The organism is Paenibacillus vietnamensis (assembly GCF_020169515.1).
Taxonomy (GTDB): Bacteria; Bacillota; Bacilli; order Paenibacillales; family Paenibacillaceae; genus Pristimantibacillus; species Pristimantibacillus vietnamensis.
Genome location: NZ_JAHMHW010000011.1, coordinates 162864 through 175647, shown reverse-complemented (window position 1 = coordinate 175647; position 12784 = coordinate 162864). Strand labels below are relative to the sequence as shown.

Below are 12784 nucleotides of genomic sequence, written 5' to 3'. Positions count from 1 at the left end.
TCTCAGTCTATCAAGGGAGAACCTCTGTCCAAGTGAGTCGCCCCCGTACTTCCACAAGGAAGCTCCTTATTTCAATGAGGAGAGGATGTCACTTAGCTCAAGACGTGTTTGTGAAAACAAGTCCTGTATCATCGCCAGACGGAAAATCTTTTATTGGACTTCATCCCATAAACGCCGTACATTTTCCATAGCGATTAAGGAGGCCGACTTGCACTCTTCCATGCCTTCAAACTCTACCGTAATATTTCCGTCATATCCGGATTGTTTAACAAGTTTAATGATTTTGCGTATGGGCAGATCACCGTGACCAACGATGGCCCCCCGCAAGTAATTTCCGTTAGCGGTTGTAAACCATTCACCGCCGCCGGGATACTCATCATATGGACGGAAATAAAAATCCTTGAAATGGATAAGCGATGCATATGGCAGGTTTTTCATCACGCCGATGACGGGGTCCTCATCCACGCACATAAAGTTGCCTATATCCAGAGTTGTTTTGAAGTTAGGACGGTCTACCGCATACAGAACCCGCTGAACGCGATCACTTGCTTGTACACTGAACCCATGATTCTCAATTGTCGTTGTAATTCCGTATTGCGCCGCATAATCAGCAATGATTCGGCTGCCTTTTACAATGAGCGGCAAGCTGTCCTCAAACCATGCAATGGTCATTTGTTCAGGTTTTATCGTAAATGCCGTGACATCATGGCGCATATGCTTCACACCGAGACGATTCACCATGTCAACGTGCTGCTTGATACGAGACATCTCGGCCTCAAAGGCTTGCTCCGTATGCTGTACAAAATTAGCCGGCATCGAATAATTCGATAAGGTTATGCCGACTTCCCGCGCTTTCTCTCTGACCTCGTCGGCTAACTGCGGATTGTCAACCAGGGTATAACCATACGGAACCATTTCCATATGCTCGCCGCCATGATCCGCAATCCACTGAATGACGTCCAAAATGGTCATCTCTTCAGCTTTAAGTGCCTTCAACAGACTATAAGAGCTTAATCCTACTTTCATCTGTTCTCACCTCTTCTTCTGAATAAAGGAAGCAAATGATCAAGGGGTTGATCGCTCACCGTTGCAAAACCTCCAAAATGTAATGAGGCCGCTCCGCTGACACTCTCTGTCTGCGGAGCGGCCTCTGCGTTTCGTTATTGGACGCCTAATGCCTTCTGATAAATCTCGATATACTTGCCAAGCTGCAGACCGTCGAAGCCCTTCACATAAGCGTCCCATTCCTTGCCGATGTCTTTGGAGCCCGTAATAAACTGAGCCATATTCGACTTCGTATAATCCACGATCGTCGTCTTCAGCTGCGCTGCGATTTCCGCATCTTCTTGGGCGATAAATACGCCGTTTGGATACATTTCTTTGGAATGGTAGGCCTCATATTTCTTTGATTCCGTATTCAAACGTGTGCCATAGCCGCCATCTGCAAGCGGATCCTGAATCGCCATCCAAGAGGAACGGTATTCATACGTGCGGAGGGAAGGTCCGATCTGCTCCCAACCATCGTTATGCGTTTGCTTCTTCTCCTGTTGAATATCAGCGTATTTAGCCTGCTTGCCGTCGATGTCCAATTCCCCATCCTTCGCCTTGCGCCAGCCCTTATTTTCAGGACCTTTCTCCTGCAGCACAATAGCTTCTTCCGTGTATAAATAATCAGCCAGTCGAATCGCCGCGATCTGCTGCTCTTCTGTTGCTTTGTTCGTAATCGCAAATTGCGATTTGCTGATGCCGGCAAAGTTAAGTGTCTGCTGTACGCCATTCGGTCCTTTAAGCGGTGGCAGCGTCACATAATCTTTGTGGCGAGGCTGCTCATCCGTCATATTATAGCCATAGCTAATGAGCGCCGTCGTCACGGCTCCCATAATGTTATCCTTTTCCCGATTCGCCAGCTGCTGAATCGCGTCCGCGTTTTGCGTAAATGCGGCCGGATCGATTAACCCTTCCTTGTACAATTTGTTCAAATATTCAAGTCCTTGCTTCCACTCGTCTTTGTTCGCCGAAAAGTCGACCTTGCCATCCTTCACGGATAAGAAGGTGCCGGCGTTCTTTTCGGTATAATCATCTACGATAAATGAATTCATTAAGAAAGCCGATACGTTCCCTGCCCACATTTCATCGGAGCCCGTTAGCGGAAGCTCATCCTGCTTTCCGTTGCCATTCGGGTCTTTTTCCTTAAATGCCTTCAGCACCTGATAGAACTCTTCCGTTGTCGTTGGCAGCTGGAGTCCAAGCTTGTCAAGCCAAGCCTTGTTCATCCACAGCTTTAAGCCGTTGTCACAATGGTAACATTCATTAATTTGCGGAAGCGCATAGATGTTTCCGTCCGGCGCCGTAATTGACGATTTCATATAAGGAATTTCTTCAAGCGCCTTTTTAATAGTAGGAGCATATTTTTCGATCAAATCATTCAAAGGGAGGAAAACGCCCTGCTTCCCGTACTTCATCTGTTCTTCTCTGGTCAGGTTGCCGTGCAGGATCACTTCCGGATAGTCGCCGCTTGCCAGCATTAGCTGTTTGCGGTCTTCAAGCGAATTGTTTGGAACGAGATCCCAAGCAATCTTTATGTTGGTCTTCTCTTCCAAATGCTTCGTGAATGCGTTGGTCTCCATGTTCTCGATCGTAGGAAACTGAGGGGCAAACATCTTAAGCGTCATCTGCTTATTCACAATCGGATACGAACCTACGGCCGTGAATACATCCTCTTGTACTTGATTGTTCTCTTTCTGACCGCTTTCCGTATTGCCATTCCCAGGCGCCTCCGTATCCTTGCTGCACGCAGAAAGGAACACGACACAGCTCAGTACGATGTACAATAAGATTGCACTTGATTTTTTCCATCCTTTTCTCATCGAACGACTCCTCCTTGTTATATCGTTGACACTCCCTGAGGCATGAAATCGTGTTAATTCTGAATCTGTATGACCGCCCCGGTCCCAAGGGCGCTCCATCCCCCCTTAACGGAATCATTCCTGTTTAGCCTTTCAACGAACCGATCATGACGCCTTTAACAAAATATTTCTGAACAAACGGATAGATAATGAGCACCGGACCGCTGGCAATGACGATCAATGAATATTTCAACAGGTCCTTTAATCCTTGCTGGGCCAGCATCTGATTCGCATTGGCAACCATGGACGCATCAATCGTATTCAGAATAAGCACGTTGCGCAGCACGATCTGTAATGGGAACAGATCCGGGGAACGCAGGAATATAAGAGCATCGAAATATGCATTCCAATGGCCTACCGCATACATTAGCGTCATAACGGCCAATATTGGTTTGGAAAGCGGTAACACGATACTGAATATAAAACGAATGTCGCTGCAGCCGTCCAAATCGGCAGCCTCGGACAGCTCATCGGGAATGGTCGACTGGAAGAAGGTTCTCGCTATAATGACTTGAAATACGGCCAGCGCTCCCGGCAAAATCATCGCCCACCGGGTATCCAGCAGATTCAGTTCCTTCACGACCAAATAATACGGAATAAGTCCTCCTTCGAACATCATGGTAATGACTAACAACACCATAAAGATATTCCGTCCGTGGAATGTCTTTCTTGCCAAGGGATAAGCAAGCATTACCGTCAGGACAACATTAATTAACGTGCCGACGACTGTGTAGAACAGAGAATTCAAAAATCCGCTGCCGATCTGCGGGTTGTTAAAAACGGCCTTATATCCGTCCAGCGTAAATTGGACCGGAAACAGCCATACTTTGCCCGAGACGACAGCCTGCGGCGAACTGAATGAAGAACTTACGATGTAGAGAAGCGGCAGCAGCACAACTAGCAGGACAAAGGTCAGAAACGCATAGACCAAAACCATGAACAAGCGGTCTCCGCCCGACTCTCGAATGGATACGGTTCTAGCCATCATGACTCCTTTCCGCCCGTAACCGGGCTTGGCGGGTTTGGATTAAGGATTTGGAGCCGTAACGCAAATTACCACAGGCTATTGTTGGACAGCTTTCTGGCTATAAAGTTAACGACAACAAGCAAAACCAGATTAATGACCGAGTTAAAGACTCCGATAGCCGCCGAAAAGCTGAAGCTCGAACCAAGCAGTCCCACTTTGTACACGTAAGTGGAAATGACCTCGGAAGTGGCCAGATTAAGCGGATTTTGCATCAGATATATTTTCTCGAAGCCGAGCTTCATCAGATTTCCCAGATTAAGAATGAGAAGAATGACAGATACCGGAATCAGGCTCGGAATATCGACGTTGATTATTTTTTGGATTCTCGATGCTCCGTCCACTTTTGCGGCTTCATATAACTCAGGATTGACACCCGCTAATGCCGCAATATAGATGATGGCCCCGTACCCGGTATGCTGCCATACATCAGACCAGACATAGATGGATTTAAACAATGACGGGATACCCATAAAGTTTGTATTTTCCACGCCGAGCATCTGGAACAGCTTGCTTACCATGCCTACATTCGGAGTCAAGTTCACAACAATAATGGATACCATAATAACTGTCGAAATGAAGTAAGGCGCATAAGAGACCAGCTGCACGCTTTTCTTGAACAGGCCATTGCGCACTTCATTGAGAGCAAGCGCCAGGATAATGGGAGCCGGAAACCCGACAAGCAAGCCGTAAAGGCTAATGCCCAGCGTGTTTTTCATGTACAGCCAGAAGTTAGGGGATTCGAAAAACTGATGAAAGTATTTCAGTCCGACCCATGAACTTCCCCAGATGCCTTTGACGACGTTATAGTCTTTGAAGGCGATCATAATGCCAGCCATAGGTACATATTTGAAAATAATGAGATAAGAAATAGGCAATAGGATGACAAGATACAGCTGCCAATGACGCAACATCTTGCGCAAGGCCTCTTTTCGTCTCGCTGCTTGCATGGGAAGCAGGGAGACGGGATGCATTTCATGATGAAGTTTGGACATGGGCTTACCTCCTTTTTTTCAGCCTCGTTATTGATTGCGCTTTCATGTGATCATTCTATAAGCTGCCCGCACAAAGCCGCAAGATACATTAATATCAAGCTTAATCTTTTTCGCAATCGCTGCCTCAGAAGAAACGGCAGCACCCGATACACAAGGTGCTGCCGCCATTATGCCATTCACTTTCCTATCAATTATTTAACAATTTTCTAGGGCTTAACCATTTTCGACTCCATCTTAACTCAACCGTTATGCTTCTTCAGCGACTCTGAACGGTATTCGCCAGGCGAAGATCCGACGACTTTCTTGAATACTCTGGTGAACGATATCGCGCTCGCGTAGCCTACGTCTTCCGCAATTTCCTGAACTGGCCGCCGCGTTTCGGCCAAAAGCCTTTTCGCTTCATTTAAGCGAATGTCTATTAAGAAATCGATGAACTTCTGTCCCGTTGTTTCCTTAAACAGCTTGCTCACATATTTCGCATTAATATTGAATTTCTCGCTTAAATATTCAAGGGACATGTTTGGATTCACGTATTCCGCTTCTATAAAGCTGCGCATTTCCTTAATAATTCCCGCATGCTGCCCGTTGTAGCGCATATCTGCAAGCGTATCCGCAAGCTCTGACATTTTAACGATTATAGCTTCACGCATATCCTCCAAAGAATTGCATTTATCCAGTTTATCCGTTAGAACCGGCAGGGCTTCGTTCTCCCATTCGTCCTGAAACTCCTTGCCGAGCCCCGACAATTCGCGTCCTAAACTGTAGATCAAGTAATTCATAATATTCATGATCTCGTCCTTGGTCAATAAGCCCTGCTTCAGCTGGCTAAACATATCGTCCAACAGCGCTTTCCAACTGTCTTCTGATTTACGGAAAGAATGTGCGGCAGAACGAATGATTCCGAGATAGGAGTATACTTCAACTTGGCCTTGACTCATCATATCTTCTCGAGTAATGAGGCGATTTTCTCCCAGAACCATCTTATAATCAAGCGCATCCAATGCTTGATGAAAGGATTTTGCGATATCGGATAAATGTAAGGACGGATCCCCCATCCCTATGCTAATTGTAAATTTCATATTCTGCTCCGTCCAACCGCGGATGCTGTCGCTTAGCTGAACCAGCCGTTTGCCGTCAACCTCGTCTCCATTCTCGAACAAAATGACGCTGAGGCGGGATGAGGCTGTCCATTCAGCCCAGCAGTCGTATCCGAACCGTGAAGACTGTTCATAAGTAATGCTGCGCAAGGCAAACTTCAGCAGATTTTGATCATGACGTGAATAGCTGCTGCAAAATTCTCCATACTTGTCTATTTCCAAGACGATAAGGGAATGAATCTTCGAAGGCGACGGCAGCTGCAGCCTTTCCGCTTCGCGCTGCCAAACCTCCAGCGTCAGCGCTGTTCCTTCTTCTATCAGCTGATGGAACAGGTTGCGAGTACGCAAATGAAGGTCCTCCTTGTATTGCTGCTGATACTGTTTGGCCTGCTCCGTCAAATTGTCAAGAGCGGATTCGATAAATACGAATTCATCAATTCGTCCGGCATTCGTTCTTCCTCCGGCAAGCGGCAGCATATACCCGCTAAAGCGTGAGACAATCTGTTCAACCGGCCTGGCATTACGCCTGGTTATATATATGATCCATAAGAGACCCGCGCCGATCATGATAAGTCCGATAACAAACCAAGCATTATAAAGTAAAGATACCGTTTGTATGAAAGTGCCCTGAACAAACCCGCTTATATAGGACCAATTCGAATAGCTCGACTTATAATTCGCAAATACGCGCATAGATTCTAAAGGCTCCGACTGTTTAAGCAGTCCGTTGCCAGCCCCGTCGTTAATCTGGATAAAGCTCACTTCCGAATCGTACAGCTCATTAACTAATCGCTGCAAGGAGTCCGTTGCCACATTCACGACAATCATGCCTTTTTTGTTCGTCATGAATGGGACACCCCTTACCAGACTGACAACCTTTTTGCCCTCCAAAACGGAAAATTGACGGAACGTCCGCGAGTCCGTCCACTTCTGAGAGATCGACATCCGGTTCTGCTCGATAAAGGATTTGTCCGGGTACGATCCGATATGCCCGTTCGTTGCATTACTTAACACAACCTGGTCATCGTAACGAACAAGATAGATGGAATCGATCAGCGGATAATAGGCAATCAGTTCTTTCATTTTCATAACAGCGCTTATGTTGACGTACGGATCTCCGCCCTCCTTGCTATTGAAAAAATCGATAAGCGGCTTGCTATTGATGGATTCATTCATAACCATATTATCGATAGCCCTTAAGGACGTGTCTATTAAACGCATCGCTTGCAATGACAACATACTGTTGGCATTGATAGCCTCTTTGCGGCCCTGTTCACTGATGAGTTGAAAAAAAACGAAAAAGGTAAAGGTGACCACGATAATAAATATCGGCATATAGGAAAGAAGAAGCCGGTTAAACCATGATTTGCTCATATTTTTGCCCTCACTCACTCCGGAATATTTGGAGCCATCGCTTTCTGTTTGGCAGCCACCCCTTATCTGAAATTTTAGTATCATTAAACAAACAATACAATACTTGAATAAAGAGGTCGCCGTGGCATTTCCCGGGCGATACAAATCGAAGAACCCCGATACCGATTCAGTATCGAGGCATGAATGCTTCATATGGTTCTACACTCGGCCTAAAGGACCGAAGACCGACAGCGAACGAATCTCCGGAGATTCAACTGACTCCAATACGCGCAGTCTGATTCGGCTCGTACGGACAGGCGGTTCGATACGGTCGATCTTCTTATGTCCAATTGCGCTGCCCCCGGCAACAGGTGCCCAATCGCCGGCCATCTCGGCTTCGACGATGTAATGCCTGACCCGCTCGCCATAAGCAATGTCTTCCATCGTCACGACATGATCGATCTCTTGTTCTTTCCCGCATTCAAGTATGATCTCATTGCCGCTGCCCCGCGTCTCGGACAATGGATTGCCGAATCGGTGCCGAATCTCCGCGCCTAATTCCAGCACCCGGCTTACATCTGCCTCCGGCAGCAGTCCCCGATTATCCGGAGACACATTCAGCAGCAGCGTCGTGCCGTGACCGACGGAACGGTAATACAAGTCCAATAGATGCTCGAGCGAATGCAGGCTCTGTTCATCATTCGGATGCCAGAACCAATGACGCTTGCGGATAGGCACGTCGCATTCGGCGGGGACCCATGCGGGCGTCTCTTCCATCCAAGTATTCATGTCGCTTGTGAACATGCTGACTCTGGCGCTTTCAGCGGTATTCCAGCACGGGTACGGAGCGACGCCATCCTCATTGCCGACCCAGCGAATCGTAGGCGCTCCCATGTTAAAGATCATCGCATCCGGTTGATGGCGTTTCACCAGCCCAATAATGCGCGCCCAGTCATACTTTCGCCCTTCCGACCCCGCCCCGTCGAACCAGACTTCAACCAGCGGACCATATCCCGTCAGCAATTCGGTTAATTGTTCGGCATAAAAGTCGTCATAGGCATCCGGATCGCCGTAGCAAAGAGCATTCCGGTCCCAAGGCGATACATAGAGTCCGAGCAGTATGTCCTCTTCACGGCAAGCATCTGCCACCTCGCGGACGACGTCGCCCTTTCCATCTTTCCAAGGGCTTGACTTCACGGAATAATCGGTCGTATTCGTCGGCCATAGACAGAAACCGTCATGATGCTTTGCCGTCAAGATCACATATTTAAAGCCGGCTTCCTTAGCCGTGCGTATCCATTGGCGGACATCAAGCTCCTTCGGATTGAACAGTTGCGGCGAATCCGTCCCTTCCCCCCATTCCTGATCGCAAAAGGTATTAATGCCAAAATGAAAGAACATACCCAGCTCCAAATCCTGCCATGCCATCTGCTGAGGCGTAGGCTGTGCGAGTTTCGTATTATGATTCATCCTGTTTCTCCTCTCATCGAATAAGTTGCCTCCATCTTTGGAGGAAGCGCTATCAAGATCACTAAACTTTTTTCGGCCTCCTGCATCTATCGCCTTAACCGGTCAACCCAGGCCGATGTTCGGGAAGTACGGCAACCGTGCCGTCATTCTGACGTATCCAGGTGTGGAAATCGCGTTCGCCGGCTTGCAAACGGATAACCCTTGCTCCTGTCGGAAACCAATCCTTCCGGATGCCGTCTACATAGCTTACATATCGAGTGGAACGGCCGTAACAGAGACGGATACCGTGAAGCATCCCGCAGAAATCGTTAGCATGATCATGGCCGGCGAACGTTCCCATGACGTCTCCCATTTCCACCATTGCGGCGAAAAATCCTGAATTGATTTGAGGCGAGCTGATCGGATCCTTGCAATGCCCATGACATACGTGATTATTCCAAACCTCGAAATATTCCGGTAACGGAATGTGAAAGAAAGCGAGAGCCGGCAAAGGTTTACCGCCGTTCGTCTCTGTCATTTTCCGGGATTCGGCGACATACCATTCGATCTGATCTCTGCGGATCCAGTCGTAACCGCCGAGCGAAGCGATCGGCGAATAATCTCCGCTGTCGAGAAAATACAGCGCCGCGGCAGGTTTGTCGTTCCGGCCCCGCAGTGTCACGATATAGTTTCCTGCACCGCTGACGTGAGGCGGATCCGCCTCGGCGACACAGTATTCATAAGCCAATTGTTCTTCATGCATCCGTTTACGCGGCACGCTTCCCTCTGAATCATGATTTCCGAAAACCGCTGCCCAAGGGATACGGCGCTCTTCCGCTGCGGCTACCGCCATCCGAAAGGATTGGATGGGATCCTTTCCCCTTGCGCTTGCGGTAACATCCCCCGCAAATACGATCAGGTCGGGCTTTTCGTGCTCGATGACACCTTCCATCGCAGCCCTCGTCATCAGATTTTGCTGGCGGGTTTCCGGGTTGTGGTCCTCTTCGTCAATAAACTCCACATCGGAAAATTGAACGATGACAAATGTGCCGTCATCACGAAACTTCATCGTTTTCCCCATCCGTCCCTCTCCTCATCCGGTTACCGGCACTGACATTGCCTTTATCGCTCGATTGATCCTCTCCCGGGTATGAAGCAGCCAGCCAGGATCTGAAGGGTATGTCTTGAAGGTCAATCCATCCTTCAGATTCTCTTCCAGCAGCGCCATCGCCTTCGTTCTTCCCGCCAGAGATTCAAACAATTCCAATGCGCGCAAATCCTGCAGCGCCTCACGGAATACCTCCCATCGAATCGAATCAATCGGTCCGTCCTGCCCGGGATAAACGACGAACGGATCCCCGGATGCAAAGGCGCAATCCGCGTCGGTGACCCGGAAAGGATCGATCGCTCTCGTCGCATATTGCGAGTACCAGAAATTATAGCCCCAGTGCAGAAACCCCTGGATGCCGAATTTATACAGCTGTACGCCCAATACCCGGTTTCGCGAGGACGGCATGCTGAAAAACCGGTTGGAAACCTCCCGATGCTGACCGCAGCAATAGTAGGTCCATAAAGGCTCGACGCCATGTTCGAGAAAGGGCTCGATATGATCGTTGGAGGGAATCGGGACCGGAACAAGGCCATGCTCGTAAAATTCGTAATCCGAAAGCGCCTCCAGGAACGCGAAATCGGATAAGTGGCTTTTTAAAATATCGCTTGCCTGCTTATAGCTGTCCAGTTGATGCGTAACCGGTTCATCCGAGACATGGAAATACACTTGCTTCTCCAAGCCGCGGGAGCGGATAAAACGCACGAGTTCAGGCAGGAATTGGTCCAGAAATTGCCGATACGGTTCGCCTGCCGCTTCCGTTTCCCATCCGAAGATCCGTTTCTCCTCGCCTTCCACAGCGGCCATGATCTTCGGCGCATGCTGCGCGCCCCATTGCGTGAACAGGTGGGAAAACTCAAAATACCGGATGCCCAGGTCCTTGCACATGGCAACCCAACGCTCCAGCCTGCTGAAGTCGAAACGATATTGATTATCGCCTGTTTGCTCAACGCCGACTAACTGGACCGTCAGACGCTCCCCTCCCACAGCCGTATCGAGCGGCGGGGTAAACAGAGGGGTAAGCAGCATATTGACCCCATGGTCTGCCGCATTGCGTATGTAACGGTCAATGAGCTGCCAATGCTCTTCGCTAAATACCTCGCAGCCGTAATGCGTCGCAATACAGTCGCAATGAAACCATTCCGTGTGAAGCAATTTTTGCTCAGGCAGCTCCGCCGGCATGACCTCCAAAGTAAAATGTTCCTCGCCCAAGAGGTTCCCGTCTGCGTCTGAAAACTGCAGATCGATCGTAAACAATGAGCTTGGACCTATTATTGCCGAATCGAAGTCTGCCTTAGAAGGCAAGGATATGGTAACCCATACTGCTCTCCATTGGCCGGGCATGGCACGAAGTCCCTCCGAAAGCGGATATAACGGATCCGGATATAAGCCCGGCGCCGTTCGCAGATAACCGGAGTCCGGATTGCTGTAAACCGGCAGCTCCGAAGGCGATAACCCGACCGTCCGGATAGAAAGATAGGGCAAGAGCCGGGAATCCACCTTGATCTGGAGAGGCTTGATTAATCTGGAGGAACGGTAAGCGACTTGGAAAGAATAAGTCTCCTTCCAAAGCGCCGTCCCTTCGCATACGGCAGAGTCTTGAAGCTCCGTATCGGCGAATACTTTACTCAGCGAGCTTACACAGCGTGTTTCGAATATGAGAGGCAATTTTGTCACCGTGCCAACTCCTCTGTCGATCGATTTCGTTTCCAGAAACCAACAGGCCATTTCGTAGAAAACGATTGTTTATGGCTCCATTCTAACAAAGCAAAAATACGTCAACAATCTGAATTTGTTAGCCAAACTATTACGATATTTACCTCTAATGGATTCGGCATTTCCAAACATTCGCTTATGCTCCGCCTGTTTATGATACAATTTACAATACAGGATTGATATTAGGAGGTATCCAAATGAATCACGGCGCCTTTGCGTTTCGGTATACCGAACCCATTCCCTATATGCTTCTCGACTCAATCGGCTGGCAGTCCACAAACTCGGAAAAATACGGGAATGACGGACTAACCAGAACCGATAACGGTCATGTGATCTTTCAGTATACGTTAAGCGGAGAAGGCAAGCTTGACCTGGATGGACATACCTACCCTTTGCGTGCAGGTACTGCTTTTCTGGTGAAAATTCCAAGCTCGCATCGCTACTACTACACCAATGAGACCGGAGAACCTTGGGAATTTATTTGGCTAAACGCCAAAGGGGAAGATGCGCTGCGAATGTGGGACCGAATCCTTGAAAGATACGGCCACATTCTAACTCTCCAGCCCAAATCTTTGCCGATATTTAGATTCTGGGAGCTTTACAGAGCGATATCGGAGGATCGTGTATCCGATCCCGCTGCTCTTTCATCCCTGCTTTATCATTTCTTGCTGACGATGCTGGCTCCCGATATCGCCTATGCCCCGGACCAGGAGTCACACCCGTTGATTCGAAAGGCCAAAAACTTTATGAAGGAAAATTATACATTAAATCTTTCATTGGAGGATATTGCCTCCCACTGCGGTATATCCCGAGCCTATCTTTGCCGTTTATTTCAGAAGAAGGAGCTGATTTCCCCTCTGGAATTTTTGCGCCGGAGAAGAATCGAGGCCGCCGTAACCATGCTGCGGATCACGGCTGTCAGCGTTAATGAGGTTGGAAAGCTGTGCGGATTCGATAGTCCAAGCTATTTTGGCAAAGTTTTCCGCCAATACCTCGGATTATCTCCGCGCGAATATCGAAGCCGTAAGATGGATTACCCGTTCCACACCGTCTTTCTGGAGTAGAAGCTTCTGTTTATTCTTGTGTTAACCTCCTCCTCCAGACCGAGCAAAAAGCATGCTCCGGACCCTCCCTCC

Annotated in this window: 9 protein-coding genes; 1 reads left to right on the top strand and 8 read right to left on the bottom strand. The window is 48.6% G+C overall.

The annotated features are described in order from the left end of the window. Positions 1–150 precede the first annotated feature (150 nt). The 8 genes from KP806_RS19435 to KP806_RS19400 all read right to left on the bottom strand — a co-directional run bounded on the left by KP806_RS19435 (position 151) and on the right by KP806_RS19400 (position 11609). Positions 151–1026 carry a sugar phosphate isomerase/epimerase family protein gene (locus tag KP806_RS19435; RefSeq protein WP_224725398.1) on the bottom strand — a complete coding sequence of 292 codons (876 nt, stop codon included), beginning with the start codon at positions 1024–1026 and terminating at the stop codon, positions 151–153. Between the two features lie 134 nt (positions 1027–1160). Further along, positions 1161–2867, bottom strand: a complete 1707-nt coding sequence (locus KP806_RS19430) for an ABC transporter substrate-binding protein (protein WP_224725397.1) — start codon at positions 2865–2867, stop codon at positions 1161–1163. Between the two features lie 124 nt (positions 2868–2991). Then, entirely contained in the window at positions 2992–3891 is a 900-nt protein-coding gene (locus KP806_RS19425) for a carbohydrate ABC transporter permease (RefSeq protein WP_224725410.1), read from the bottom strand. A gap of 68 nt (positions 3892–3959) precedes the next feature. Then, a complete protein-coding gene (locus KP806_RS19420; RefSeq protein ID WP_224725409.1) occupies positions 3960–4880 on the bottom strand; it encodes an ABC transporter permease in 921 nt (306 codons plus the stop codon). 284 nt (positions 4881–5164) lie between these two features. Further along, positions 5165–7396 carry a helix-turn-helix domain-containing protein gene (locus tag KP806_RS19415; RefSeq protein WP_224725396.1) on the bottom strand — a complete coding sequence of 744 codons (2232 nt, stop codon included), beginning with the start codon at positions 7394–7396 and terminating at the stop codon, positions 5165–5167. Positions 7397–7594: 198 nt separating this feature from the next. Beyond that, complete coding sequence (locus KP806_RS19410) at positions 7595–8845, bottom strand: alpha-L-fucosidase (RefSeq protein ID WP_224725395.1); 1251 nt, start codon at positions 8843–8845, stop codon at positions 7595–7597. Positions 8846–8939: 94 nt separating this feature from the next. Beyond that, the gene (locus KP806_RS19405) at positions 8940–9905 is read right to left on the bottom strand and encodes a metallophosphoesterase family protein (protein WP_224725394.1); all 966 of its coding nucleotides are present in this window, start codon (positions 9903–9905) and stop codon (positions 8940–8942) included. Positions 9906–9917: 12 nt separating this feature from the next. Beyond that, complete coding sequence (locus tag KP806_RS19400; protein ID WP_224725393.1) at positions 9918–11609, bottom strand: DUF4091 domain-containing protein; 1692 nt, start codon at positions 11607–11609, stop codon at positions 9918–9920. Positions 11610–11845: 236 nt separating this feature from the next. Between KP806_RS19400 and KP806_RS19395 the strand changes: the two genes are divergently transcribed. Beyond that, complete coding sequence (locus KP806_RS19395; RefSeq protein WP_224725392.1) at positions 11846–12712, top strand: helix-turn-helix transcriptional regulator; 867 nt, start codon at positions 11846–11848, stop codon at positions 12710–12712. Positions 12713–12784: the final 72 nt, after the last annotated feature.

What these genes read in the sequence shown, in the direction of transcription:
- KP806_RS19415 (WP_224725396.1), bottom strand. Translation starts at nt 7,396, where the DNA reads ATGAGCAAATCATGGTTTAACCGGCTTCTTCTTTCCTATATGCCGATA.
- KP806_RS19410 (WP_224725395.1), bottom strand. Translation starts at nt 8,845, where the DNA reads ATGAATCATAATACGAAACTCGCACAGCCTACGCCTCAGCAGATGGCA.
- KP806_RS19405 (WP_224725394.1), bottom strand. Translation starts at nt 9,905, where the DNA reads ATGGGGAAAACGATGAAGTTTCGTGATGACGGCACATTTGTCATCGTT.
- KP806_RS19420 (WP_224725409.1), bottom strand. Translation starts at nt 4,880, where the DNA reads ATGCAAGCAGCGAGACGAAAAGAGGCCTTGCGCAAGATGTTGCGTCAT.
- KP806_RS19395 (WP_224725392.1), top strand. Translation starts at nt 11,846, where the DNA reads ATGAATCACGGCGCCTTTGCGTTTCGGTATACCGAACCCATTCCCTAT.
- KP806_RS19435 (WP_224725398.1), bottom strand. Translation starts at nt 1,026, where the DNA reads ATGAAAGTAGGATTAAGCTCTTATAGTCTGTTGAAGGCACTTAAAGCT.
- KP806_RS19425 (WP_224725410.1), bottom strand. Translation starts at nt 3,891, where the DNA reads ATGGCTAGAACCGTATCCATTCGAGAGTCGGGCGGAGACCGCTTGTTC.
- KP806_RS19430 (WP_224725397.1), bottom strand. Translation starts at nt 2,867, where the DNA reads ATGAGAAAAGGATGGAAAAAATCAAGTGCAATCTTATTGTACATCGTA.